Genomic DNA, 25,390 nt, shown 5'->3' with positions numbered 1-25,390 from the left:
GGAGCCCGCCGAAGGGAGGCACTAAAGTCGGGGCCATGGCTTCCGAGGGAATGGACGACACCGGCAAGGACGACGGAACCGGCACGTCCGCTGCCGCGCCCGGCACCCGGCCCGCCGCAGAGCCCGACAGCGACGCCGTGGCCGCCGCCAAGGCCGCCGGGCCCTCGAACGGCGGGAGCGTCCGCGTCGACAGCTGGATCTGGTCCGTCCGCCTGGTCAAGACCCGCTCCATGGGCGCCGCCGCCTGCAAGGGCGGCCACGTCCGTGTCAACGGCGAGCGCGTGAAGCCCGCCCACTCCGTCCACGTCGGCGACGAGGTACGCCTGCGCCACGAGGGCCACGAACGCGTCGTCATCGTCAAGCAGGTCATCCGCAAACGCGTCGGCGCCCCCGTCGCCGTCCAGTGCTATGTGGACAACTCCCCGCCGCCCCCGCCCCGCGAGGCCGTCGCCCCGGCCGGCATCCGCGACCGCGGCACCGGCCGCCCCACCAAACGCGACCGCCGCGACATGGAACGCCTGCGCGGCTTCCCCGGCGCCGAACCCGACACCGCTCCCGACCCTCACAAGGACCGCGACCGCGACCGGAACCGGGACACCCGCCGCGACTCACGCCGCAGCACCCACCGGGACACGCAACGGTGACATCCGGCCCGGACCCCTCGGCCCACCGGATGCCACCGCCGCCCTGCGCTCAGCTGTAGCTGTACGACACGGGGTCACGCCCGTCGTCGTACCACCCGCAGCAACTCCGCGTTCTGCCCCCGCCGGGCCCAGGCGATCAGGGCCAGCGGGATGATCAGGATCAGCGGTGTCGCCGCGTTCTCCCCGTGGAACGCGGTCATCTGGACGACGAACGCGCCGACCATCAGCGCGCTGAGCGCCGTCGCCGCCACCGACTGCAGCAGCGGGACCAACAGGGCGATCCCACCGGCCAGTTCGAGCGCGCCGATGGTGTACATCGCCCCGCTGCCCCAGCCGATCTTGTCGAAGGACTCCACGGCCGACGGGTGCGCGATGAGCTTGGGCAGCGCACTCGCGAAGGCGTAGAACAGCGCGAGCAGCACCTGAAGGGCACGCAGCGCGATCCGGGCACGGCGGCCACGCGTGGTCGCGGACTCGGCGACGACGGGGCGGGAGGTGGAAGCGGCGGAGGCTACGGAAGCGGCGGTCTCGGACATGGGGTTCTCCTGTGGGAAGCGGTGAGGACGCTGGCAAGCGGTCCGTGTTGCTGTCACAGGGATAGACCGACCCTCGCCCTCGAACTCATCGCTGCCGCACGGGATTTCCTCAACTACTCCGCCGCAGTCGCCGCCACCGGCACCGCCCGCACCCATATCCGGTCCGGTGTCAGATAGCTGTCCACTCTCAGCCCTGCCTCCGCCAGCGCCTCCTCGAACTGGTCCTGGGTCAACGGCCGGGCCAGGAACGTCTGGGTCCAGACCGCGTCCGGGAACACATACTCCGCGCGCACCGAATTGACCCCGTCCCCGACGGGCTCCGCCGACACCATCCGTACGGTGAAGCCGCTGGGGTCGACCCGCTCGCGCGGCAGGGCGGTGTGGTAGTTCTCGCCCTCCCGCTGGATCAACACGGTGCCGCCCGGGGCGACATGGCGTACACAGGTCCGCAGCAGCCCCCGCCGCACCTCGACGTCCCCGGCGTGCACCAGGAACGACGCGAGCATCACCACGTCGAACGTCTCGCCCAGGTCGAGGTCTTCGATCGGGCTGCATATCGTCCGCGCCCCCTGGACGCGCTCCAGCATCTCGGCGGACTCGTCGACCGCCGTGACCGTGAACCCGCGCTCCAGGAGGGGGTGGGTCATCCGGCCCACCCCGCTGCCCAGTTCGAGGATGTGCGCGCCCGCAGGCACGGCCGCGGCGATGATGTCCGGCTCCTGGCCGATCGGCAGCCGTGAGTACAGCTCGACCGCGCAGCCGTCCGGAGTGATCGCCCCGGGTCCTGTCCCCTCGTACCCCTCACGCATTTCGATTCGCATGCCCGTCCAACGGACCGCGTCCGCACGCCCGTTCCCGACTCGCACTGGTTCACTCGTACGAGTCAATTCCCGTTGGAGAGGCAACGGTTGGGGAGGTCGCCGTCAGACCGGAGGCTGCTGGAGCGGGAACCACCCGTGTCCGAGGTACCAGTGCCCGCCCGCCCGCAGATGGTCCCCGACGGCCCGCTCCACGGACGTGCGCCGGGGCAGGCTCTCCGCCGGCTGATCGGGGTGCCCGAACACGAACTGGACGGGCTCGGTGTCGGCAGGCTCCGCGTCCTCGCGGAGCAGCCGGAACCGGTCCTGGAAGCGGACGATGTTGGAGTCGGCGGACAGGTACTTCTTCAACTGCGGGTCGAGCAGCCAGGAGTGGCAGGTCGCGACCTCGTGGTGTTCCTCGGGGAAGTGCCGGGCGAAGAACGCGCGGGCCAGGTCCAGCGAGCGGTCGCACGCGGCCGGGGTGAGCGGCCCGGAGTAGTCGGGGATGTGCAGGTTCAGGGACGGCGTCTCCGGACCGGCGTCCAGCCCGGCCGCCGTGAGCGCCTGCGCGGTGCGCTCGCCGAGCCGCGCCCGCTCGAACTGCAGCCGCCCCAGCTGGTACAGCTCGCCGCGGAAGTGCGGGACGAGCCACTGCGGGAACGGCAGCCCTGGTTCGCCGTACCGTCTGCGGTGCACCGCGACGTTGCGTCCCAGGTCGGCGAGGGTGCGCCGGGAGACGTCTGTGGGGATGCCGCGTTCGCGGTGGTACGCGCGCGTGTAGGGCAGCGCGGCGGCGAACACGTACACGGGGAAGTAGCCGCCGATCTCGGGCGGCGCCTCGGGGAGGCGGGCCAGGAGCAGCTCGGTGAGCCGGTCCCAGTGACCGTGCTCCCCGATGTCCTTCACCAGCTCTCCGACGCACTCCTCCAGGAGTCGCGCCGCGTCGGTGTTCCGTGTCAACTCCCGGCGCAGTCGCACCAGTTCGTTGATGTCCTCATGGGGTACGGCGAGGTCGAGCAGGACCTCGGGCAGTTCGTCGGCGTCCGGCAGCACGGTGCGCTTTCCCCTCCCTGTGGAGAACGTCCGCCCCGAAGAGTACGTTGCAAGGAGGAGCAGTGATCCTGATGCGTACGGGCAGTGAGCCGACGACAGCGCGCAGTCCCCTGCGGGCGCGCTTCTGGCTGAGCGTGTGGGGGCTGGTCTGGACGGTCTTCGGCACGGCGGCGTTCGCGCTCGCCGGGCGCCCCGGGTGGGCGGCGGCCTGCGGGGTGCTGTGGCTGGTCGTCACGATCGACATGGCCATGATCCTCAGACACCTGCACCAGGGCCCGCACTACCAGCCGGGTCGCGACATCCCGCCGTACCGTCCCCCGGAGCACCGCCACCCCTGACCGTGCGTAAACGTTTGAACGCGCTCTACGGGTGAACGCGCGCTCTACGGGGACGCGCCTACGCGTCGAAGCGGGCCGCCTTCAGGTACTGCGGGTTGGGGTCGAGCGCTGCGGCCAGCCGGAAGTGGCGTTTGGCCTGGTCGGCTCGGCCCTGCCGCTCGTAGGTGCGGGCGAGTGCGAAGTGCGCGAAGGCGTTGTCCGGCTCGCGCTCCAGGACGATGGTGAACTCCAGCTCGGCGGGGCGCAGTTGCGCGGCCGCGAAGAAGGCACGCGCGCGCAGCAGCCGGGCCGCCGTGTTCTCCGGGTACGCGTCGATGACGCCGTCGAGCAGCTTCACCGCGCCCCGCGGGTCCCGCGCGGCGAGCAGTTGCTCGGCGGCGCGGAAGTCGATGACATGCGTCTCCGGAGTACGTCCGGTCGTTCCGCTGTTCTCGGGCACGGCAAAGTCCTTCCCTCACTCGGACGTTTCAACGCCCGCGGAAAGGGCCGCTATTCCTGGGGTGGCTGCTGGGGCGCGTGTGCCCTGCGCGCGAGTTCGGCCCATACGTCCTGGACGCGCCGCTCCAGCGCCTCCAGGGGTACGTCGTTGTCGATGACGATGTCCGCGATGGCGAGCCGCTTCTCGCGCGTCGCCTGGGCGGCCATCCGCGCGCGTGCGTCGTCCTCGGTCATCCCGCGCAGCCGGACCAGCCGGTCGAGCTGGGTCTCGGGGCTCGCGTCCACGACGATCACCAGGTCGTACAGCGCGGCCAGGGCGTTCTCGGCCAGGAGGGGAACGTCGTGGATCACCACGGAGTCGTCGGCCGCGGCCGTCTCGAGCTCCCGGGACCGCCGGCCGACCAGGGGGTGGACGATCTCGTTGAGGACGGCCAGCTTCTCGGGGTCGGCGAAGACGATGGAGCCCAGCTTGGGGCGGTCCAGGGAGCCGTCCGGGGCGAGCACGTCCTCCCCGAAGGCCTCGACGACGGCCGCCAGCCCCGGAGTTCCGGGCGCGACGACCTCGCGCGCGATGCGGTCGGCGTCGACGAGCACGCCCCCGTGGCTCACGAGCAGCCGTGACACTTCACTCTTACCGGCACCGATGCCCCCGGTGAGGCCGACCTTCAGCATGGACCGAAGCCTACGGCCTGTCACCGACAGGGCACCGGGTGACCGGTGGCCGCCGCCTAGCTGTCGCCCTCGCGCTCCGCCAGGAAGCGCTCGAATTCCTGCCCGATCTCGTCGGCCGAGGGGATCTCGACCGGCTCGGCGAGCATGTTGCCGCGGCTCTCGGCGCCCGCGGCGGCGTCGTACTGGTGCTCCAGGCCCTGGACGAGCGCCACGAGTTCCTCGTCGCCCTCCTGGATCTGGCGGTCGATCTCGGTCTGGGTGCGGTGGGCCTCCGTGCGCAGCGAGTGCGCGATGCCCGGGAGGACCAGTCCGGTGCCCGCCGTGATGGCCTCCAGGACGGTCAGGGCCGCGTCCGGGTAGGGCGAGCGGGCGATGTAGTGCGGGACGTGCGCGGCGACGCCCAGGACGTCGTGACCGGCCTCCATGAGGCGGTACTCGACGAGCGCCTCGGCGCTGCCGGGGACCTGCGCCTCGTCGAAGGGGCTGCGGTGCCCCGGGACGAGGTCGTTCCGGTTGCCGTGCGGTGTGACGCCGACGGGCCGGGTGTGCGGGACGCCCATGGGGATGCCGTGGAAGTTCACGGACAGGCGGACGCCGAGCCGCTCCACGATCTGCTGGACGGCCGCGGCGAAGCGCTCCCACTCCACGTCCGGCTCGGGGCCGGAGAGGAGCAGGAAGGGGGCGCCGGTGGCGTCCTGGACCAGTCGTACGTCGAGTGTGGGCTCCTCGTACTCGGTCCACCGGTCCCGCTTGAAGGTCAGCAGCGGGCGGCGGGCGCGGTAGTCGACGAGCCGGTCGTGGTCGAAACTGGCCACGAGCTGGTGGGGCAACGTGTCGAGCAGACGTTCGACGATCTGGTCGCCCGTCTCGCCCGCGTCGATGTATCCGTCGAAGTGGTAGAGCATGACAAGACCGGCCGACTCCTGTGCGAGCGCCATGTCGACGACTGCCAGGCCCTTCGGCTCCCATGCGTACAAACCCTGCGGATCAAGCACAGTGACCGCTCCTCCTCGTGTTCGTACTGCACAACGCCCTCCAGGGCATGGGCATTCCCGCCCATGCCTCTGATCAGGCACCTCTTACGGGCTTTTCATGCACCGCTCCCCCGAGTCACCGGGTGGGTGTCCACGTCACGAGGACAGCACGCGCGCGTGGAGTGCGGTCACAGCCTTGCGGGCGGAGGAGAACGCGCCGTGCTGCCAGGCGTCGGTGTAACTCAGCCAGTCGCCGGCGAAGTAGACACGTCCGGTGGGGTCGTTGAGCGGCTTGTAGCGGGCGTCGTCGGGGCCACCGGGGGTGTCGTGCCACGCGGCCTCCAGGTGGGGCGTCTGACGCCAGTGGTGGGAGAAGGACGAGGCCAGCTCGCTGCGGTACTTCTCGCCGTAGATCTTCACGCCCACGGCCACCGCCCGCTCCTCCCGCCCCTTGGGGGTGAGCTTCGCGTACGAGTCCGCGTCGTCGTCGTAGTTGTAGTACCCGATCAGGACGCCCCGCTCACCGTGGAAACCGTAAGAAGGGTGCCAGATGTGGGTGACGTCCTGGTCGGTCTCGGTGATGCCGCCGTAGATCCGGTGATCCAGTTCCCACCAGCGGGACGTGTACTCCAGGCCGATCTTCGCGGCGGACGAAGGGGGGATCGCCTCCAGTGCGGTCTGGACGCCGGTGCCGAGGTTGTGCGGGATCCTGGCGAGGATGTTGGGCGGCAGCGCGCCGACGCAGTAGTCGGCCTCGATCATCTTCGTGCGGCCGCCCTGGGAGTACGTGACCGAAACACCGCTCCCCTTGTCGGTGATGTTCGAGACGGCCGCCCCCGTCCGGATGCGGTGCGCGCCGATCGCCCGGGTGAGGGCCTTCGGTATCTGGTCCATGCCGCCGACCGGCTGGAACATCAACATGGCCTGGTCGAAGCCGAATTCGAAGGAGAAGTAGCGGCCGACCCCGCTGGCGAAGACCTCGGAGGCGCTGGGTACGTCCCCGAGCAGCACACCAGGAGTGCCCGCGGCGGCCGGAACGGTCGAGTACCCGCGGAAGTCGCCCCCTTGGTAGGTCATCTTGTCCCCGAGGTCTCCCCACCCCTTGAGGAACTCGACGAGCTTCTCCTGGTCGGTGGCCGTCAACTCCTTGTCCAGGGCGCCCTTGTCGGTGGCCTTGGCGAGCAACTCCGAGACGTAGCCGTAGACATCGGCCTTGGCGGTGCGGTAGCGCTCCGGCTTGGTCATGCCGGTGGACTCGTTGTAGATGTACGCGTCCGCGTTGACGTTGGTGAACACCTCGATGGGGACGCCCAGTTCACGGCAGTAGTCAAGCGTGACCATCCACTGCGGGATCCGCGCGGGGCCGCAGTTCATGTAGTGCCCGTCGGCGAAACGCGCGGTCTGCCGGTTGCCGTGGAGGTCGGTCGTCGTGTCACCGCCCCGGACGGTGAAGTTACGCCCACCGGTACGGTCCCTGGCCTCCAGGACCGTACAGTCGTAGCCGGCCTTGCCGAGTTCGTACGCCGTGGTCAGCCCGGCGATACCACCCCCGAGGACGACCACCTTGGCCGCGCCGCGCCCGGTGAGCGTGAAGTCGCTGCCACTCAGCGCCCGGAAGGGCTGCTCCCGCTGGGCCGCCTGCGCGGTGGGGGCGAGCCCGAGAGCCCCCATGGTCGCGAACATGGTCCCCGCGCCGCCGGTGAGACCCACGTTCCGCAGAAAAGCACGACGGCTCTGGTTGCTGCCCATGGTCCAGCTCCCCTTCCCGATCACGAATGACCGGGGAAGCGTCGCAACGACCAGTTACAGCACAGCAGTTACTGCCGTGTCCCGCACGTTTCTGCAAGCCCGAGGAAAAGCGCCCTTCAAGGGGCGCGGGGCTGTATCGATACACGGCTGAGGGGCCGCACCCCGGAAGGTACGGCCCCTCAGTCAAGAGCTACTGCTCAGTGATCAGCTCTGGCCGCCGGCCAGCTTCTCACGCAGGGCGGCAAGCGCCTCGTCGGACGCCAGCGCACCGGAGGTGTCCGCACCCTCGGAGGAGTACGAACCGCCGCCGCCACCAGCCGCGGCCGGAGCCGCACCCGGGGTGTCGACACCCTCGGCCGCAGCCTGGGCGTCGGCCTCGCGGGACTTGATGACCTGCGCCTGGTGCTGCTCGAACCGCTGCTGCGCCTCGGCGTACTGGTGCTCCCACGCCTCCCGCTGGGTCTCGTAGCCCTCGAGCCAGTCGTTGGTCTCGGGGTCGAAGCCCTCGGGGTAGATGTAGTTGCCCTGGTCGTCGTACGACGCGGCCATGCCGTAGAGCGTCGGGTCGAACTCGACCGAGGCCGGGTCGGCACCGAAGGACTCGTTGGCCTGCTTCAGGGACAGCGAGATCCGGCGACGCTCGAGGTCGATGTCGATGACCTTGACGAAGATCTCGTCGTTGACCTGGACGACCTGCTCCGGGATCTCCACGTGGCGCTCGGCCAGCTCGGAGATGTGCACCAGACCCTCGATGCCCTCGTCCACGCGGACGAACGCACCGAACGGAACCAGCTTCGTGACCTTTCCGGGCACGACCTGGCCGATCTGGTGGGTGCGGGCGAACTGCTGCCACGGGTCTTCCTGGGTCGCCTTCAGCGACAGGGAGACGCGCTCGCGGTCCATGTCCACGTCGAGGACCTCGACGGTGACTTCCTGGCCGACCTCGACAACCTCGGAGGGGTGGTCGATGTGCTTCCAGGACAGCTCGGAGACGTGGACCAGACCGTCGACGCCACCAAGGTCCACGAAGGCACCGAAGTTGACGATCGAGGAGACCACGCCGGAGCGGACCTGACCCTTCTGGAGGGTCGTGAGGAAGGTCTGGCGGACCTCGGACTGGGTCTGCTCCAGCCAGGCACGGCGGGACAGGACCACGTTGTTGCGGTTCTTGTCCAGCTCGATGATCTTGGCCTCGAGCTCCTTGCCCACGTAGGGCTGGAGGTCGCGGACACGACGCATCTCGACGAGAGAGGCCGGCAGGAAGCCACGGAGGCCGATGTCGAGGATGAGTCCACCCTTGACGACCTCGATGACGGTACCGGTGACGATCCCGTCCTCTTCCTTGATCTTCTCGATCGTGCCCCAGGCACGCTCGTACTGAGCGCGCTTCTTGGACAGGATGAGGCGGCCTTCCTTGTCCTCCTTCTGGAGGACCAGGGCCTCGATCTCATCGCCCACGGCGACGACCTCGTTCGGGTCGACGTCGTGCTTGATGGAGAGTTCGCGGCTCGGGATAACGCCTTCGGTCTTGTAACCGATGTCGAGCAGGACCTCGTCCCGGTCGACCTTCACGATGACGCCGTCGACGATGTCGCCGTCGTTGAAGTACTTGATCGTCTCGTCGATCGCGGCGAGGAAGGCTTCCTCGTTACCGATGTCGTTGACCGCTACCTGCGGGGTGGTGGCGGTGGTCTCGGTGCTGCTCGTCATGTGGGAAAGGGCTCCGGTACGGACATTGAAGTCGTAGGTACTGCTTACGCCGGGAGCCCGTTTCGCTTCGCTCTGTAGAAGGCCGGACAGCCAAAGAAGCACCGATCCGGAACACCAGGTGTCCGGTGGCGCCTCGAAAACCGAGGGGTCATACATACAGATGCGAGCGCAACCTGCTACGTCTGAGGTGCGCAGGCCCGCAGCGCAACTTGTAGCATACGGGGGCAGCCAGGCAGGGTCAATGCGCGAAGGCGCACACCCGGGGCGGATCGCCGCATACCCGGCACAAAACGTGTCCCGCGAGGCCACGCAGGCCTGAACCACCCCTTCAGTGACGCCGCCGGGGACAGCCGCACCGTAGAGGTGACGGAAGAGTACGACGAGGGAGCCGATCATCCAAGAGCCCGATGCGTTCGAACCGGAAGCCACCCGGCGTGACGCCGACGTCACCGAGAGTTCCCGGGCCAACCGGGGCTGGTGGGACCGGAACGCGGACGACTACCAGGTCGAACACGGCACGTTCCTGGGCGACGACCGCTTCGTGTGGGGCCCCGAGGGCCTCGACGAGGTGGAGGCCGAACTGCTCGGCCCGCCCGAGGAGCTGAAGGGGAAGGACGTCCTGGAGATCGGCGCCGGCGCGGCCCAGTGCTCGCGCTGGCTGACCGCCCAGGGTGCCCGCCCGGTGGCCCTCGACCTCTCCCACCGCCAGCTCCAGCACGCGCTGCGGATCGGCGGATCGTTCCCTCTGGTGTGCGCCGACGCGGGCGCGCTGCCTTTCGCGGACGAGTCCTTCGACCTTGCCTGCTCGGCCTACGGGGCGCTGCCGTTCGTCGCCGACCCGGTGCTGGTGCTGAGCGAGGTGCGCCGGGTGCTGCGCCCGGGCGGCCGGTTCGTCTTCTCGACCACTCACCCGCTCCGCTGGGCGTTCCCGGACGAGCCGGGCCCCGAGGGACTGACGGTCTCCGCCTCCTACTTCGACCGCACGCCGTACGTCGAGCAGGACGACGAGGGCCGCGCGGTCTACGTGGAGCACCACCGGACGATCGGCGACCGCGTCCGGGACATCGTCGCGGCGGACCTGCGTCTGGTGGACCTGGTCGAGCCGGAGTGGCCCTCCTGGAACACCGCCGAGTGGGGCGGCTGGTCTCCCCTGCGCGGCAACCTCATCCCGGGGACGGCGATCTTCGTCTGCGAACGCGCCCGCTAGCGCGGCCTGAGGAACTGACGGAACGCGGGCACGCGCGCGTAGAGGCCGATTCGCCGGGCGTACGACACTGGGGGCGTGATCCGCTACGACGCCCTCGACGCGCTGCCCGTCCGCAGTGCCCTGCCCGGACTCGACGCCGCCCTGGAAGCGGGCGGCGCAGCGGTGCTCGTCGCGCCGCCCGGCACCGGCAAGACGACGCTGGTGCCGCTCGCGCTGGCCGGGCTGCTCGGCGCGGGGAACGAGGGTCCCGCGCGGCGGGTGGTCGTCGCCGAGCCGCGGCGGATCGCGGCGCGGGCGGCGGCCCGGCGCATGGCGTGGCTGCTGGGCGAGAAGGTCGGCGAGAGCGTCGGCTACACCGTGCGCGGCGAGCGGGTCGTCGGGCGGCACGCACGCGTGGAGGTCGTCACGACCGGCGTGCTGCTCCAACGCCTCCAGCGGGACCAGGAGTTGGCCGGCGTCGACACCGTGATCCTGGACGAGTGCCACGAGCGGCACCTGGACGCGGACACGGTGGCCGCCTTCCTGGTCGACGTACGGGAGGCGCTGCGGCCCGAGTTGCGGCTGGTCGCGGCGTCCGCGACGACCGACGTGCAGGGCTGGGCCCGACTGTTGGGCGATGCTCCGGTGGTCGAGGCGGAGGGGGTCGCGTACCCGGTGGAGGTCGTCTGGACGCCTCCGGTACGTCCCGTACGGCCGCCCCACGGCATGCGCGTGGACCCGGCGCTGCTCACGCACGTGGCGTCGACGGTACGGCGGGCGCTGGGCGAGCGGGACGGGGACGTGCTGTGTTTCCTGCCCGGGGTCGGGGAGATCGCGCGCGTGGCGGGGCAGTTGGGCGACCTGGGCGGGACCGAGGTGCTCCAGGTGCACGGGCGGGCGCCTGCGGCCGTGCAGGACGCGGTGCTGTCCCCAGGAGCGCGGCGCCGGGTGGTGCTGGCGACGTCCGTCGCGGAGTCCTCGCTGACGGTTCCCGGCGTACGAGTGGTCGTCGACTCGGGGCTGGCGCGCGAGCCGCGGGTCGATCACGCGCGTGGGCTGAGCGCGCTCGCGACGGTACGGGCGTCGCAGGCTGCCGGGCGGCAGCGGGCGGGGCGGTCCGGGCGTGAGGCGCCGGGGGCGGTGTACCGGTGCTGGGCCGAGGCCGAGGATTCCCGTCTGCCGCGTTTTCCTGCGCCGGAGATCAAGGTGGCCGATCTGACGGCGTTCGCGCTTCAGGTGGCGTGCTGGGGGGATCCTGGGGCGTCCGGGTTGGCGTTGCTGGATGCGCCGTCCGCCGGGGCGATGGCGGCGGCTCGGGGTGTGTTGGCGGCGGTCGGTGCGGTCGACCCGGGTGGGCGTGCTACCGCTCGGGGTGTGCAGTTGGCTCGGCTGGGGCTGCATCCCAGGCTGGGGCGGGCCCTGCTGGACTCGGGTCCGGCCGGCGCCGAGGTTGTCGCGCTGCTCAGCGAGGAGGCTCCGCGGGACTACGGCGATGACCTCGCGTCCGTTTTGCGGCGTGCCCGGCGTGGGGGTGACGCCTATGCCGGGCGGTGGCGTGCGGAAGTTCGGCGGCTGCGGGCCGTGGGAGGGGAGATTTCCCACCCGCCCACCCGTGACCCCGTTCCGAAAAAGGTGAACGTCGAAAACAACGACGACTCCCTCGTCGGACTCGTCGCCGCCCTCGCCTACCCCGAACGTGTCGCCAAGGCCGACGCCGGTTCCTATCTCCTCGTCTCCGGCACCCGTGCCGAGGTCGGCGAGGGCAGTGCTCTCAGGGGTGCTCCCTGGATCGCGGTCGCCGTGGCCGACCGGCCGATCGGCAAGGGGCACGCGCGTGTGCAGCTCGGGGCCGTGGTCGACGAGGACGTCGCCCGGTTCGCGGCCGGGGCGCTGCTGAGCGAGGCGGACGAGGTGCACTGGGCCGGTGGGGACGTGGTGGCCCGGCGGGTCGAACGGCTAGGGGCCGTCGAGTTGGCGGTGCGGCCGCTGAAGGAAGCCGATCCCGTCGCCGTACGGGATGCGCTGGTCGAGGGGTTGCGGCAGGAGGGGTTCGGACTGTTGCGGTGGTCGGCGGATGCCCACGTGCTGCGGCAGCGGCTGGCGTTCCTGCGGCTGAGTGTCGGGGAGCCTTGGCCCGATGTGTCCGACGAGGCGTTGCACGCGCGGGTGGAGGAGTGGTTGGAGCCGGAGCTGGGGCGGGCGCGGCGGCGGAGTGATCTGGGACGGATCGACGCGGGGCAGGGGCTGCGGCGGCTGTTGCCGTGGGCCTCGGGGGACGCGGGGCGGTTGGACGAGCTGGCTCCTGAGCGGTTCGCCGTGCCGAGCGGGTCCAGGATCCGGATCGACTACGGGAACCCCGAACAGCCCGTGCTGGCCGTCAAGTTGCAGGAGATGTTCGGGCTTCACGAGTCGCCGAGCGTCGCCGGGGTGCCGGTGCTCGTGCATCTGCTGTCCCCCGCCGGGCGGCCCGCCGCCGTCACCGCCGATCTCGCGTCCTTCTGGAAGGACGGCTACAAGGGCGTGCGGGCCGAGTTGCGGGGGCGGTATCCGAAGCATCCGTGGCCCGAGGACCCGGCCGCGGCCGAGGCGACGCGGTTCACCAACGCACGGCTCAGGCGGTGACCGGTTCCGGTTCGTGGACGTCGGTGGGGGCGGGGTCCCCGGGGCGCCTGCTGCGGGCCTCCAGGTAGAGGGAGAGGGCCAGCAGGAGCAGGCCGAGGGTCAGGAAGCCCCAGGGGAGGTAGGAGACCATCAGCAGGACGAGGGTGCGGTTGGACTTCACCAGGGCGACAGTGTGCTTGATGTAGTCCTCGCGCATCTTCACGTCGCCGGCGAACGCCGTCACCTTCTCGCGCCCCCCTAGGAGGGTGCCGCCGCGCAGTTCCTCCTTGTGGAGCTCCTCGCCGTAGACCGGTGCCCCGGTGACGGGCTCGACCCAGAACTTGCGGACCGTGGTGTACCAGCGGGTGGTGCCCGTCTTGGCGACCGACTGCGGAGTGATGCCCTTCACGGGCATCGTCTTGGGGAAGGGGACCTTGGTCCAGGGGATGGTCTGCTCGAAGTAGTAGACCTTGACGCCGCGGAAGTTCTCGGTGCCCTTGTAGTGGATGGGGTTGGTGGTGCGGGTCTGCGCGTCGAAGTACTCGTAGTCCCGTTTCTGCGTCAGGAACGGCCACTTGAACTCGATGCCGTCCCGCTTCACCGGGTCGCCGTCGACCATCTCGCCGGTGGCGTGGACGGGGTCCTGGGAGTGCGCGTCGAAGATGTAGCGCTCGGGGATCGAGGAGACCATCTTGCCGTCGGGGCCCTGAACGTAGGACAGGCCGTCCCAGACGACGACGTCCCGGCCGGCCGTCCTGTCGATCTTCTTGGCGGCCTCCACGTCGCCCTTGAGGGTCTGCACGATGGTGACCTTGGGGACCGTCTTGGCCTGCATGGTGCCGTAGTCGAGGAGGGTGGCGTTCTTCGCCTCCAGGACCATGTCCTGGTACTGGTTCGCCGGGATCTTGGCCAGCCGCGGGAAGGCGTACCAGCGCAGCAGCGGGGACAGCGCGGTGAAGAACACGGCGAGGGCGAGCAGGATCAGGCTGGCCTTGCGGCGCATCTCGGCCTCCTTCCCTAGGAGTTGAACGCTGTGCCGAGGTGGACGTAAACGCTTGCGCAATCGTTTACGGGTGCGCGGGCACCGTCGTCAGCAGTGGTTTCGGGGAGGTCCTGCCCATCGGTGAGCCCATCGCGGTGATGGTCAGGACCAGCGCGAACGCGAGCACGAGTCCGGTCGCGGCGGCGATCAGGGCACGCATGCCGGCCTCCCGACAGACAGAAACTGATAGGTCGTCAGGTCGGGCACCGTAGCAACGCGGGCGCGAGATGAGAACACGTTGCACACACCCGAGGCACGGACACGACGAGGGCGCCCCGTCCGCCGTGGCGGAGGGGCGCCCCTGTGTCCTGCGTTCGTGTCCTGCGTTCGTGTCCTGCGGTCGTACGGCCGGGCTACGCGCTCGGTGAGGCGGACGTGCTGGCGTCGGCGCTCGGGCTGGGGCTCGGGCTGGCCGGGGCGGTGTCGGCAGCCGTCACGGTCAGTTCGACCGTGAGGGTCGCGCCGCCCGTGGTGGTGACGCGGAGCAGGAAGGTGCCGGTGGTGTCGTCCGCGTACAGCTTCGGCAGCTTCAGGAGGCCGTCGGCGTCCGTGGCCAGGCCCGTGAGGGTGCGCACGGTCTTGCCGTCCGCGTCCTTGAAGTAGGGGCCCTTGTCGTTCTCGGTGGCGTCGTCGGCGGCCTTGATGAGGGTTGCGGTGGCGGCGACCTTGTCGGCGACCGCGCCGTTCTCCGTGGCCTTCACCTCGACCTGGTCGGCGAACTCGCCGCCCGCCGTGCAGGTCAGCGCGGTGGTGCTGGTGCGGACGAGGGTGTCGGCGACGCGGGGCGTGACGCTGGCCGCGTAGTCGAGACCGGCGATCGTACGGCCGACGACGGTCGCGCGGACGGTGAAGTCACCGGTCGTCTCGCCGGCTTGGAGAGCCGGGGCCACGGCCACGCCGGAGGCATTGGTGGTGACCGAGGCGACCTTCTCGCCGCCGGTGAACGTGGCGTCCGTGGTCCCGACGATCGTGAACCGGATCCTGACCTTGGCGACGGTCTTGCCCGCCGAGGTCACGGCCTTGGTGCTGATCTTCTTGCCGAACTGCTCGCCCGCGACCGCCGTGAGCTTCGCCGTACCCGCGTCCGCGAGCTTGGCCACCGTGTCGGTGGGGGTCGGAGTCTGCGTCGGGGTGCCCGGCGTGGAAGGAGGCGTCGGGGTGCCCGGCTTGGACGGGGTCGTCGGGGTGCCCGGCTTGGACGGGGTCGACGGGGTGCCCGGCGTGGAGGGGGTCGACGACGAGGGCGGAGTCGTGGGAATGGACGGGGTGTTGTCGTCGCTGCGGCCCGAAGGCAGGCTGCCCGTGCCGTCCGGGACCGAGTGGGTGCCCTTGCGGTAGTACTCCAGCCACGACAGGACCGTGTTCAGGTAGTCCGTCGAGTTGTTGTAGCTGAGGATCGCGCTGCGCATGCCCGCGTCGGTCGACAGGTTCCAGTCGTTGCGGCACAGGTAGTGGCCGGCGGCGAGGGCGGCGTCGTAGATGTTGTTCGGGTCCTTGACCCCGTCGCCGTTGCCGTCGCGTCCCGCCCATGCCCAGGTGGACGGGATGAACTGCATGGGCCCGACGGCCTGGTCGTACGTGCTGTTGCCGTCGTACAGACCGTGGTCGGTGTCCTTGATGAGCGCGAAGCCGTTGCCGTCGAGGGCGGGGCCGAGGATCTTGGAGGTCGTGGTGCCGTTCGCGTCGACCTGACCGCCGCGGGCCTGGCCGGACTCCACCTTGCCGATGGCGGCGAGGAGTTGCCAGGGCAGGTTGCAGCCGGGCTTGGAGGAGGCGAGTTCGGTCTCGGCCTTCTTGTAGGCCTCGAGGATGGTCGCCGGGATGCCGGCCTCGGCCTCGCCCACCGAGACCGGGGTCCCTATGGACGGCGGCTGGCTGGCGCTCGGGCTCGGGAGGGGGCTGCTCAGGGGCGGGAGGTCCGTGTAGTACGGGGAGTCTCCGGTGGCGCTGTGGTCGGTGGTCCCGTCGGGCGTCGCCTGGTCGGTGGCGAGCGTTCTGTGGCCGCCGGTCACCGCCGGAGCCTGGGACGCGGACAGTGCCGCGACCGCCGCCGCGGCCACCGCTGTCGTCGCCGCACCCTTACGCAGCCGCCTGCCGAAATGCGCCGTCATGGAGTGAACCCCTCCCAGGGACGCCCGAGCGCCCGTCCTTGTCTGTTGCCTCTGCGCCTGTTGTGACGGTCGACCCGCCTCGCGGGTTGCCCTCGTGGTGCTTTTCGGATGGTGTGTACTTCTGTTCCGGTCCTTCCGTCCGCCCGCACCACCCCGCGCGGCGGCCCAGGCGACCCTACGACAACTTGCTTTGCACGGGCACCCGTTGGTGACCGTTATTCACCGCTTGGCCATATGCCGATGTCTCCTACGGGGAGCCCTGTTGCCGTTCACATTGAGTCATGCCGCCGCCGTACTGCCCGCCGTGCGCGGTGACGGAAGGGGGCGCGGCCGTCTCGTACCGGCGGTGCTGGTGGCGGGTTCCTTCGCCCCGGACATGACGTACTACGCGGCGAGCGCGGTACCGGGGGCGATGGAGTTCGGGGAGGTGACGCACTCCTTCCCCGGCGTCTTCACGGTCGACGTCGCCATCACCTGGACGACGGTCGCCCTCTGGCTCCTCCTGCGCGAACCCCTGGTGGCCCTGCTCCCCCGCACCCGCCAGCCCCGGCCGGCCACCCTGGTGCGCTGCGGCACGCCACGCGCGCGTGCGACCCCGTCGCTGGCGGTGCGGTGGTACGTCTCCGCGGTCCTCGGCGCCCTGACCCACGTCGTCTGGGACGCGTTCACCCACCACGACCGCTGGGGCGTACGGCTGTTCCCCACCCTGGACCGGGAATGGGCGGGCAGACCTCTCTACTCGTTCCTGCAGTACGGCACTTCGGCGATCGGCGCGCTGCTGATCACGGCGTTCGTGGTCCGTGCGCTACGACGGGTACCGGCCGCGGAACCCGTGGGCGTGCCCCTGCTGTCGGCACGCGACCGCTGGACAGCCGGCCTCTTCCTCACCGCCTGCGCCCTGACCGCAGCGACGGAACGCGCGTCGACCTGGTGGGCGTACTGGGGGTCCACGGCGACGCCCTGGGACCTGATCCCGACGGTGTGTTTTGGGGCGGGGGCGGGGTTGGTGCTGGGGGTGTTGCTGTATGCGGTCGGGGTTCGGGTGTGGCGGCCGGTGGGGGCGGGGGTGGCTGGCGGGTCGGAGGAGGTGGGCGCGGCGTCGGGGCGGGGGCGGGGGGCGCGGTGAAGGTGCGGGGGCGGGGGTCGGGGGCGCGGTGAAGGCTCGGGGGCGTCGAAGGCGGTGAGCGCGGGCGGTGAGGGGGCTGGTCGGCTTGCGTTGGGCGTGGGCGTGCGGAGGGGGCGGGGCGGTTCATGATGAGGGCGGGTGTGCGGTGCGGGTGAGCCGACTCGCGCTGGGCGTGGTCATGCCGTGGGGGCGGGGCGGGGTGGAGCGGGCTGGCTTGCGCGGTCGTTCGGTGCCGCCGGGCTGACTGCCGCTGGGCGTGGGCAGGCGGGCTAGCTGGCTCGCGGGGGGCGCGGTCATGCCGTGGGGGCGGGCTGGCCTCCGGTGAGCGTGGTCATGCCGTGGGGGCGGGCTGGCTTCCGGTGAACGCGGTTACGCGGAGCTGTCCGGTGGGGTCGCGATGAACACCGTCATGGTGTGCGCGGAGCGTGACCTTGGGAGCCGGGTGAGGACGAGGTCCAGGTAGCTGCGGCCCAGGTCGGCCCAGAGTCGCCAGACCGGGGTGCCGGTGGGGGTGATGGCGGGTCCCTGCGGATGTCTGGCTTGTTCTCGGGGGTCTACGGCCGTGTCGTCCCGGAACGTGAGCCGGCGCCGGAGGCCTGCGGCCGTGTGCTGGACGGCCATGGCCAGGTCGGCGGGGATGCGGGCGGTGCTTGCGCCGACCGAGAGGGCCGGGACCGGCGGGCGGGGCGCGCCCTGCGCCGCAGCGGCGTCCGCTGCCTGCGCCTGGGCCGTCCGGCGGTGGAGCGTGCGTATACCCATGCCCGCATCCTTACGGTCGCCGGGGGCGGGGGGCGCCTTCGCGGGGGCCACGCGGGTGACGGGCCCTCCGGGGGGTGGGGGCTGGGCGGGGTGAGGGCTGGGGGGCCTGCGGGCGGCGGGTGCGGGTGGACCGGGGGTTCGGGATCGCCGGGGACGGGGCGGGCTGCCGTTCCCTGCGGGCGGCTTGGACGTGAGGGGAGGGGTGATCGCGATATCCCGGGTGTGGGACACGAGCGCCGATCCCTGCGGGCGGCGCGGACAGCGAAGGCGGCATCCCGGGTGCGGGGCACGAGGGCGGCCCCCTGCAGACCACTCGGACCAGCGAGAGCGAACGCGGCATCCCGAGTGTGCGACGGGGGTGCCGATCCGCGCGGACGGCCCGGACCAGCGAGCGCGGGCACGACACTCTAGGCAGATGAACACGCAGGCAGGCCGCTCCTGGCCTGCCCTGCCCTGCCCGAGCCGAGACCAAGACCGGGTCCAGGTCCGGGGCTCAGCTCGGTGTGATTCGGGCGAGCGTTCCGATCTCCAGGGCCGTCCAGATCGCCCCGTCCGGTCCCAGGGTGATGCCGTGGGGCTCGGAGGACGGGGTGGGGAGGTCGTGTTCGTCGATCCGGCCGTCGGAGGTGATGCGGCCGACGCGGTTGGCTCCCCACTCGGTGAACCAGCAGTTTCCGTCGTCGTCGGCGGTGATGGCGTGGGGGCGTGACGCGCGGTCGGGCAGGGCGAACTCGTCGATCTTTCCGTCCGGCGTGATCCGGCCGATCCGGCCACCGCCGATCTCGACGAACCACAGGGCTCCGTCGGCGCCGGCGGTGATACCGACCGGGGCGCTGTCGGGTGAGGGAAGCGGATGGACGGTGACGTGGCCGTCCCGCGCGATGGCCCCGATCGCGTTCGCCTGGTTCATCGTGAACCACAGCCGGTCGTCAGGGCCGGCGGCGATGGCTGACGGGAAGGCGCCCGAGAGCGGGAGCGGGAACTCCGTGACGTCCCCCTCGGTGGTGATACGCCCGATGCTGTCGGAGTTCGCCTCGGTGAACCACAGCGCTCCGTCGGGACCGGCGGCGATGCCGAACGGCCCGGCGTCCGGCGTCGGCAGCGGGAACGAGGTGATGTTTCCGGTCGTGGTGATGCGGCCGATCCGGTGGCTGCGGAATTCCGTGAACCAGAGGGCGTCGTCGGGCCCTGTTGTGATGATCGACGGTCCGCTGGAGGCGGGGTCGACCTGGTAGGAGGTGACGTCGCCGTCCGGGGTGAGCCGACCGATCCGTCCGTCGTGGACCATGGTGAACCACAGCGCGCCGTCGGGGCCGCAGGTGATTCCGTAGGGGCCGGCGTCGCTGCCGGACACGCGGAATTCCGCAATCGGCGGGGTCGGACGGGGCGGCATGGGACGGCTCCTTCGTCAGTGGGCGGGGGGAGTTCAGCGCTTGCGGATGCTATCCAGAGCGCTCCGTGACCGCCTCCGGTTAATCCGCGTACGACAACTCCGCGGATGGCTGCGCAGGATCCACCCCGACCGGTAAGGCTGCCCACGGCGTTCGTGGAGCACAGCGGCCAAGGACGTACCCCGGACAGGCACGCAAGCCCGACCAGGGAGACCCCCCGAGACCTCGCCGACGGCCGAAGGCAGGCCCAGTCACCCGAGCCCACCTGCCGTACACCTCAGCCACCCCACCCCAGCCGAATCGCCCCGGCCCGTCCCGACAACGCCCCCCCCGCCAACTCCCCTCCGCCCAACCGCCGGAGGCTAGTGCGCGGCCGACTCCCAGTCCGCGCCCACGCCCACCGAGACGTCCAGCGGCGCCCGGAGCTGGACCGCGCCGGCCATCGCCTGGCGGACCAGCTTCTCCGTGGTCTCGCGCTCTCCGGGGGCGATCTCCAGGACGATTTCGTCGTGGACCTGGAGGAGCATGCGGGACTTGAGGTCGGCCTCGCGGAGGGCGGTGTCGACCTTGAGCATGGCCATCTTGACGATGTCCGCGGCGGTGCCCTGGATCGGCGCGTTCAACGCCATGCGCTCGGCGGCCTCGCGGCGCTGGCGGTTGTCGCTGTTGAGGTCGGGGAGGTAGCGGCGGCGGCCGAAGAGGGTCGCCGTGTAGCCCGTCGCCCTGGCCTCGTCGACCGCGCGGCGCAGATAGTCCCGTACGCCGCCGAAGCGCTCGAAGTACGTGTCCATCAGGACCCGCGCCTCGCCCGCGTCGATGTTCAGCTGCTGGGAGAGACCGAAGGCGGAGAGGCCGTAGGCGAGGCCGTACGACATCGCCTTGATCTTGCGGCGCATCTCCGCGTCGACCGCGGAACCGTCGACCGAGAACACCTGGGAGGCGACCGTGGTGTGCAGGTCCTCGCCGGAGGTGAATGCCTCCAACAGGCCCTCGTCCTCGGAGAGATGGGCCATCACGCGGAGTTCGATCTGGCTGTAGTCCGCGGTCATCAGGGACTCGTAGCCCTCGCCCACCACGAAGCCCCGGCGGATCGCCCGGCCCTCGTCCGTGCGGACCGGGATGTTCTGCAGGTTCGGGTCCGTCGACGACAGGCGGCCCGTCGCCGCGACCGTCTGGTTGAAGGTCGTGTGGATGCGGCCGTCCGTCGCGATCGTCTTGATCAGGCCCTCTACGGTGACGCGCAGCTTCGCCTGTTCGCGGTGGCGGAGCATGATGACCGGCAGTTCGTTCTCGGTCTGGTTGGCCAGCCAGGCCAGGGCGTCGGCGTCCGTGGTGTAGCCGGTCTTCGTCTTCTTGGTCTTCGGCAGGCCCAGTTCACCGAAGAGGACTTCCTGGAGCTGCTTGGGCGAGCCGAGGTTGAACTCGTGCCCCGCCGCCGCGTGCGCCTCCTTCACCGCCTGCTGCACGGCTCCGGCGAACATCTGCTCCATGGCCTCCAGGTGCGCCTTGTCGGCGGCGATGCCGGAGCGCTCCAGACGGGCCAGCAGGATCGAGGTGGGCAGCTCCATGTCGCGGAGCAGATCCGCCGCGCCGACTTCCTGGAGGCGCTCCCCGAAGGCCACCCCCAGGTCGAGGATCGCGCGGGCCTGGACCATCAGGGCGTCCGCCTCGGCGCCGTCGTCCGTGCCGAAGGCGAGCTGGCCGTCGGCCGCGGCGGCGGGGGCCAGTTCGCGGCCGAGGTACTCCAGGGACAGCGCGTCCAGGTCGAAGGAGCGGCGGCCGGGCTTGACCAGGTAGGCGGCGAGCGCGGTGTCCATGGTGATGCCGGCGATGGTCCAGCCGTGGTCGGCGAAGACCCGCATCGCGCCCTTGGCGTTGTGGAACACCTTGGGGCGGTCGGCGTCGGACAGCCAGGCCGCGAACGCGTTCTCGTCGCTCTCGTCCAGCTCCGACGGGTCGAACCAGGCGGCCGCTCCCCCGGCGGTGGCGAGCGCCACCTCGGTCACCGAGCCGGTGCCGAGCGCCCAGGTGTCGACGGTGGCGACGCCGAGCGTCTCGGTGCCGTAGTCGGCGAGCCAGCCGGTCAGTTCGCCGGTGCCCAGGACCGAGCCGTCGACGGCCACACCGCTCTCGGCGGGCGGGGTCGGCTCGGCCTCCTCGGCGCCCGGGTCGACGGCGAGCAGGCGCTCGCGCAGCGACGGGTTGCGGATCTCCAGGGTGTCGAGCACCATCGCGACGCCCGTGCGGTCGTACGGAGCGCGCTCCAGGTCGACGACCGTCTTGGGCAGCTCGACGTCCTTGACCATCTCGGTGAGCCGGCGGTTGAGCTTGACGGCGTCCAGGTGGTCGCGGAGGTTCTGCCCGGCCTTGCCCTTGACCTCGTCGGCGCGGTCGACCAGCTCGGCGAACGAACCGAACTGGTTGATCCACTTCGCGGCGGTCTTCTCGCCGACTCCGGGGATGCCGGGGAGGTTGTCGGACGGGTCGCCGCGCAGGGCCGCGAAGTCGGGGTACTGGGCGGGCGTCAACCCGTACTTCTCGACGACCTTCTCCGGAGTGAACCGGGTCAGCTCGGAGACGCCCTTCGTCGGGTAGAGCACGGTGGTGTGCTCGGACACGAGCTGGAAGGAGTCGCGGTCGCCGGTGACGATCAGCACGTCGAACCCCTCGGCCTCGGCCTGGGTGGCGAGCGTGGCGATGACGTCGTCGGCCTCGAAGCCGTCCACCGCGAAGCGGGAGACGTGCATCGCGTCGAGCAGCTCGCCGATCAGCTCGACCTGGCCCTTGAACTCGTCCGGGGTCTTGGAGCGGTTCGCCTTGTACTCCGTGAACTCCTCGGAGCGCCAGGTCTTGCGGGACACGTCGAAGGCCACCGCGAAGTGCGTGGGCGCCTCGTCACGCAGGGTGTTGGCCAGCATCGACGCGAAGCCGTAGATCGCGTTCGTCGGCTGGCCCGTCGCGGTCGTGAAGTTCTCCGCGGGCAGCGCGAAGAACGCGCGGTAGGCGAGCGAGTGCCCGTCCATCAGCATCAGCCGTGGACGGTCTCCGCCGGAGGTCTTGTCGGTCTTCTTCGATGCTGTCTCTGCCACGCCCCCGATCCTGCCACGCCCCACTGACAGTCGGGACGCACGGCCACCGCGGCGCAGGGACCGGAACAGTTCGGGGGAGGTACGAGAACGTCCCGGGACGGGGGCGGGAGCGGGAGGGCGCACGCGCCACGGACGTTGTCGGTGCCGCGTGCGAGGATCGTGTGTGTAGTGCACAGGTGCCAGCGAAGGAGGGGGCCCGCGATGGCCACGAAGCCGCCCAAGGGCGATCCGGTTCAGGACGCGCCGCAGGTCGCCGAGCCCAAGCACGCCGCGGCCGGGCTTCCGGCGATCGGGCACACGCTGCGCATCGCCCAGCAGCAGATGGGTGTGAAGCGCACCGCGTTGACGCTGCTGCGGGTCAATCAGAAGAACGGCTTCGACTGCCCGGGCTGCGCCTGGCCCGAGCCGGACCACCGGCACGCGGCGGAGTTCTGTGAGAACGGCGCGAAGGCGGTCGCCGAGGAGGCCACCCTGCGCCGGGTCACCCCCGAGTTCTTCGCCGCCCACCCGGTGGCAGACCTCGCGACCCGCAGCGGCTACTGGCTGGGCCAGCAGGGCCGTCTCACGCACCCCATGTATCTCCCCGAAGGAGCCGAGCACTACGAACCGGTCTCCTGGGAGCGTGCCTTCGACATCGTCGCCGAGGAGATCGCCGCCCTCGGCTCCCCGGACGAGGCGCTCTTCTACACGTCGGGCCGCACCAGCAACGAGGCGGCGTTCCTGTACCAGTTGTTCGCGCGGGAGCTGGGCACCAACAACCTGCCGGACTGCTCCAACATGTGCCACGAGTCGAGCGGTTCGGCGCTGAACGAGACGATCGGCATCGGCAAGGGCAGCGTCCTGTTGGAGGACCTCTACCAGGCCGACCTGATCGTCGTCGCCGGGCAGAACCCGGGGACCAACCACCCGCGCATGCTCTCCGCCCTGGAGAAGGCCAAGGCCAACGGCGCGAAGATCATCAGTGTGAACCCGCTGCCCGAGGCGGGCCTGGAGAAGTTCAAGAACCCGCAGACCCCCCAGGGCATGCTCAAGGGCGCCGCCCTCACCGACCTGTTCCTGCAGATCCGCATCGGCGGCGACCAGGCCCTCTTCCGCCTCCTGAACAAGCTCATCCTGGAGACGGAGGGCGCGGTCGACCAGGCCTTCGTCGACGAACACACCCACGGCTACGAGGAGTTCGCCGCCGCCGCGCGGGAGGCCGACTGGGACGAGACGCTCCTCGCCACCGGGCTGACCCGCCCGGAGATCGAGAAGGCCCTGGAGATGGTCCTCGCCTCCGAGCGCACCATCGTGTGCTGGGCGATGGGCCTCACCCAGCACAAGCACGCCGTGCCGACCATCCGCGAGGTCGTCAACTTCCTTCTGCTGCGCGGCAACATCGGCCGCCCCGGCGCGGGCGTGTGCCCGGTGCGCGGCCACAGCAACGTGCAGGGCGACCGCACCATGGGCATCTTCGAGCGCCCCGCACCCGCCTTCCTGGACGCCCTGGAGAAGGAGTTCGGCTTCGCCCCGCCGCGCGAGCACGGCTACGACGTCGTCGCCGCGATCCGCGCCCTGCGCGACGGGGACGCGAAGGTCTTCTTCGCGATGGGCGGCAACTTCGTGTCCGCCTCCCCCGACACCGAGGTCACCGAGGCGGCCATGCGGCGCGCCGCCCTCACCGTGCACGTGTCGACGAAGCTGAACCGCTCGCACGTCGTCACGGGCGCGCGTGCCCTGATCCTGCCCTGCCTGGGGCGCACCGAGCGCGATCTCCAGGGCGGCGGCGAGCAGTTCGTGACCGTGGAGGACTCCATGGGCATGGTGCACGCCTCACGCGGCCGCCTGGAGCCCGCCAGCGCCCACCTGCTGTCCGAGCCGGCCATCGTGTGCCGCCTCGCCCGCCGCGTCCTCGGCGTCGAATCCCGCACGCCCTGGGAGGAGTTCGAGAAGGACTACGGCACGGTCCGCGACCGCATCGCGCGCGTGATCCCCGGCTTCGAGGACTTCAACGCGCGCGTGGCTCACCCTGGCGGCTTCGCCCTCCCGCACGCACCGCGGGACGAACGCCGCTTCCCGACCGCCACCGGCAAGGCGAACTTCACCGCAGCTCCCGTGGAATACCCCGAACTCCCCGAAGGGCGCCTGCTGTTGCAGACCCTGCGCTCGCACGACCAGTACAACACCACGATCTACGGCCTCGACGACCGCTACCGGGGCATCAAGAACGGCCGCCGGGTCGTCATGGTCCACCCCGACGACGCCGCCCGGCTGGGCATCGCCGACGGGTCGTACGTCGACCTGGTCGGTGAGTGGAAGGACGGGGTGGAGCGGCGGGCGCCCGGTTTCCGGGTCGTGCACTATCCGACCGCGCGGGGCTGCGCCGCCGCGTACTACCCCGAGACCAACGTCCTGGTCCCCCTGGACGCCACCGCGGACACCAGCAACACCCCGGCCAGCAAGTCCGTCGTCGTACGTCTGGAACAATCGACCACCGACTGAGCGTTCGCTCAGCCGTCAGGTCCACCACGTCAGGCGCACGACGAACGGAGCCGGCCCCATGGGCGAGCAGCAGCAAGGGAAGTTCCCGCAGGACGTCATCGACGAGTACTCGGCCCTCGGGATCGACCTGGTCGCCCTGTTCTCGGCCGGCCACCTCGGCACGCGGATGGGCGTGGAGATCGTCGAGGCGTCCGCGGAGCGCGTCGTCGGCACGATGCCGGTGGAGGGCAACACCCAGCCGTACGGGCTGCTGCACGGGGGCGCGTCCGCGGTGCTGGCCGAGACCCTCGGCTCGCTGGGCTCCATGCTGCACGGCGGCAGCACGAAGATCGCCGTGGGCGTCGACCTCAACTGCACCCACCACCGCGGCGCCCGCTCCGGCCTGGTCACCGGCGTGGCCACCCCCGTGCACCGCGGCCGCTCGACGGCGACGTACGAGATCGTCATCACCGACGACACCGACCGCCGCGTCTGCACGGCCCGCCTGACCTGCCTCCTCCGCGACGTCAAGCCGGGCGACGGAATCCCGGCAACCCCGACGAGCTGACCCCCACAGCCCCCGCTCCCCGGCCGCACGCGCCCCACACTCCGGCGACGCGGCAGCCGGGGACGGCCGGCGCGGAAGCCGTCAACTCCGGCCCGCAACAAGGCAGTCCGGCGAGCGGACACCGCCCACCACTGAACACAGGC

At 70.9% G+C, this 25,390-nt stretch carries 21 protein-coding genes; 7 read left to right on the top strand and 14 right to left on the bottom strand.

The window, feature by feature from the left end; genetic code table 11:
* The first annotated feature begins 35 nt into the window (after positions 1-35).
* On the top strand, positions 36-644 hold the full coding sequence (locus OHT77_RS33145) for an RNA-binding S4 domain-containing protein (protein ID WP_328832099.1): 609 nt from the start codon (positions 36-38) through the stop codon (positions 642-644).
* 74 nt (positions 645-718) lie between these two features.
* Here OHT77_RS33145 and OHT77_RS33140 read toward each other — a convergent pair whose 3' ends face one another.
* The 3 genes from OHT77_RS33140 to OHT77_RS33130 all read right to left on the bottom strand — a co-directional run bounded on the left by OHT77_RS33140 (position 719) and on the right by OHT77_RS33130 (position 3,033).
* The gene (locus OHT77_RS33140) at positions 719-1,180 is read right to left on the bottom strand and encodes a DoxX family protein (protein WP_328832098.1); all 462 of its coding nucleotides are present in this window, start codon (positions 1,178-1,180) and stop codon (positions 719-721) included.
* A 113-nt stretch (positions 1,181-1,293) separates the two neighbouring features.
* A complete protein-coding gene (locus OHT77_RS33135; RefSeq protein ID WP_328832097.1) occupies positions 1,294-2,001 on the bottom strand; it encodes a class I SAM-dependent methyltransferase in 708 nt (235 codons plus the stop codon).
* A 102-nt stretch (positions 2,002-2,103) separates the two neighbouring features.
* Positions 2,104-3,033: an acyltransferase domain-containing protein gene (locus tag OHT77_RS33130; RefSeq protein ID WP_328832096.1), complete on the bottom strand. Its 930-nt coding sequence runs from the start codon at positions 3,031-3,033 to the stop codon at positions 2,104-2,106.
* Positions 3,034-3,104: 71 nt separating this feature from the next.
* On the opposite strand from OHT77_RS33130, the gene OHT77_RS33125 reads away from it, so the two are divergent.
* Complete coding sequence (locus OHT77_RS33125; RefSeq protein WP_328832094.1) at positions 3,105-3,371, top strand: DUF6343 family protein; 267 nt, start codon at positions 3,105-3,107, stop codon at positions 3,369-3,371.
* Positions 3,372-3,429: 58 nt separating this feature from the next.
* Here the strand turns inward: OHT77_RS33125 and OHT77_RS33120 are convergent, their stop codons facing one another.
* The 5 genes from OHT77_RS33120 to rpsA all read right to left on the bottom strand — a co-directional run bounded on the left by OHT77_RS33120 (position 3,430) and on the right by rpsA (position 8,914).
* Positions 3,430-3,810, bottom strand: coding sequence for a tetratricopeptide repeat protein (locus OHT77_RS33120; RefSeq protein ID WP_266767634.1), 381 nt, complete (start codon positions 3,808-3,810; stop codon positions 3,430-3,432).
* Between the two features lie 50 nt (positions 3,811-3,860).
* On the bottom strand, positions 3,861-4,481 hold the full coding sequence (gene coaE / locus OHT77_RS33115) for a dephospho-CoA kinase (RefSeq protein WP_328832093.1): 621 nt from the start codon (positions 4,479-4,481) through the stop codon (positions 3,861-3,863).
* Positions 4,482-4,537: 56 nt separating this feature from the next.
* The gene (locus tag OHT77_RS33110) at positions 4,538-5,476 is read right to left on the bottom strand and encodes a PAC2 family protein (protein ID WP_019065292.1); all 939 of its coding nucleotides are present in this window, start codon (positions 5,474-5,476) and stop codon (positions 4,538-4,540) included.
* 135 nt (positions 5,477-5,611) lie between these two features.
* The gene (locus OHT77_RS33105) at positions 5,612-7,138 is read right to left on the bottom strand and encodes a flavin monoamine oxidase family protein (protein WP_328834418.1); all 1,527 of its coding nucleotides are present in this window, start codon (positions 7,136-7,138) and stop codon (positions 5,612-5,614) included.
* A gap of 270 nt (positions 7,139-7,408) precedes the next feature.
* The gene (rpsA, locus tag OHT77_RS33100; protein WP_328832092.1) at positions 7,409-8,914 is read right to left on the bottom strand and encodes a 30S ribosomal protein S1; all 1,506 of its coding nucleotides are present in this window, start codon (positions 8,912-8,914) and stop codon (positions 7,409-7,411) included.
* 391 nt (positions 8,915-9,305) lie between these two features.
* On the opposite strand from rpsA, the gene OHT77_RS33095 reads away from it, so the two are divergent.
* Together OHT77_RS33095 and hrpB are read left to right on the top strand one after the other, a co-directional pair.
* Positions 9,306-10,121 (top strand): class I SAM-dependent methyltransferase, encoded by an 816-nt coding sequence (locus OHT77_RS33095; RefSeq protein ID WP_328834417.1) that lies wholly within the window; start codon positions 9,306-9,308, stop codon positions 10,119-10,121.
* A gap of 75 nt (positions 10,122-10,196) precedes the next feature.
* Positions 10,197-12,722 (top strand): ATP-dependent helicase HrpB, encoded by a 2,526-nt coding sequence (gene hrpB, locus OHT77_RS33090; RefSeq protein WP_328832091.1) that lies wholly within the window; start codon positions 10,197-10,199, stop codon positions 12,720-12,722.
* On the opposite strand, the gene OHT77_RS33085 is transcribed toward hrpB, so the two are convergent.
* The 3 genes from OHT77_RS33085 to OHT77_RS33075 all read right to left on the bottom strand — a co-directional run bounded on the left by OHT77_RS33085 (position 12,712) and on the right by OHT77_RS33075 (position 15,854).
* Positions 12,712-13,704, bottom strand: coding sequence for a DUF3068 domain-containing protein (locus OHT77_RS33085; protein ID WP_328832090.1), 993 nt, complete (start codon positions 13,702-13,704; stop codon positions 12,712-12,714). The two genes, hrpB and OHT77_RS33085, sit on opposite strands and share 11 nt — an antisense overlap.
* Before the next feature lie 64 nt (positions 13,705-13,768).
* Positions 13,769-13,903 (bottom strand): SPW_0924 family protein, encoded by a 135-nt coding sequence (locus OHT77_RS33080; protein WP_266767643.1) that lies wholly within the window; start codon positions 13,901-13,903, stop codon positions 13,769-13,771.
* 193 nt (positions 13,904-14,096) lie between these two features.
* Positions 14,097-15,854 carry a lytic transglycosylase domain-containing protein gene (locus OHT77_RS33075; RefSeq protein WP_328832089.1) on the bottom strand — a complete coding sequence of 586 codons (1,758 nt, stop codon included), beginning with the start codon at positions 15,852-15,854 and terminating at the stop codon, positions 14,097-14,099.
* A gap of 262 nt (positions 15,855-16,116) precedes the next feature.
* On the opposite strand from OHT77_RS33075, the gene OHT77_RS33070 reads away from it, so the two are divergent.
* Entirely contained in the window at positions 16,117-16,980 is an 864-nt protein-coding gene (locus tag OHT77_RS33070) for a DUF4184 family protein (protein ID WP_328832087.1), read from the top strand.
* Between the two features lie 369 nt (positions 16,981-17,349).
* Here the strand turns inward: OHT77_RS33070 and OHT77_RS33065 are convergent, their stop codons facing one another.
* From OHT77_RS33065 to polA, 3 genes are all read right to left on the bottom strand, one after another.
* Positions 17,350-17,739: a hypothetical protein gene (locus tag OHT77_RS33065; protein ID WP_266767646.1), complete on the bottom strand. Its 390-nt coding sequence runs from the start codon at positions 17,737-17,739 to the stop codon at positions 17,350-17,352.
* Between the two features lie 493 nt (positions 17,740-18,232).
* On the bottom strand, positions 18,233-19,132 hold the full coding sequence (locus OHT77_RS33060; RefSeq protein ID WP_328832086.1) for a Vgb family protein: 900 nt from the start codon (positions 19,130-19,132) through the stop codon (positions 18,233-18,235).
* 360 nt (positions 19,133-19,492) lie between these two features.
* Positions 19,493-22,219 (bottom strand): DNA polymerase I, encoded by a 2,727-nt coding sequence (gene polA, locus OHT77_RS33055; RefSeq protein WP_328832084.1) that lies wholly within the window; start codon positions 22,217-22,219, stop codon positions 19,493-19,495.
* A 201-nt stretch (positions 22,220-22,420) separates the two neighbouring features.
* Between polA and OHT77_RS33050 the strand changes: the two genes are divergently transcribed.
* Together OHT77_RS33050 and OHT77_RS33045 are read left to right on the top strand one after the other, a co-directional pair.
* Positions 22,421-24,700, top strand: coding sequence for an FdhF/YdeP family oxidoreductase (locus OHT77_RS33050; RefSeq protein ID WP_328832083.1), 2,280 nt, complete (start codon positions 22,421-22,423; stop codon positions 24,698-24,700).
* 58 nt (positions 24,701-24,758) lie between these two features.
* A complete protein-coding gene (locus OHT77_RS33045) occupies positions 24,759-25,247 on the top strand; it encodes a PaaI family thioesterase (RefSeq protein ID WP_266767650.1) in 489 nt (162 codons plus the stop codon).
* Positions 25,248-25,390 lie beyond the last annotated feature (143 nt).

This window comes from Streptomyces sp. NBC_00252 (assembly GCF_036187565.1).
GTDB lineage: Bacteria > Actinomycetota > Actinomycetes > Streptomycetales > Streptomycetaceae > Streptomyces.
Note: the sequence above shows the minus strand (reverse complement) of the source record. Positions and strands in the feature narration are given on the sequence as shown.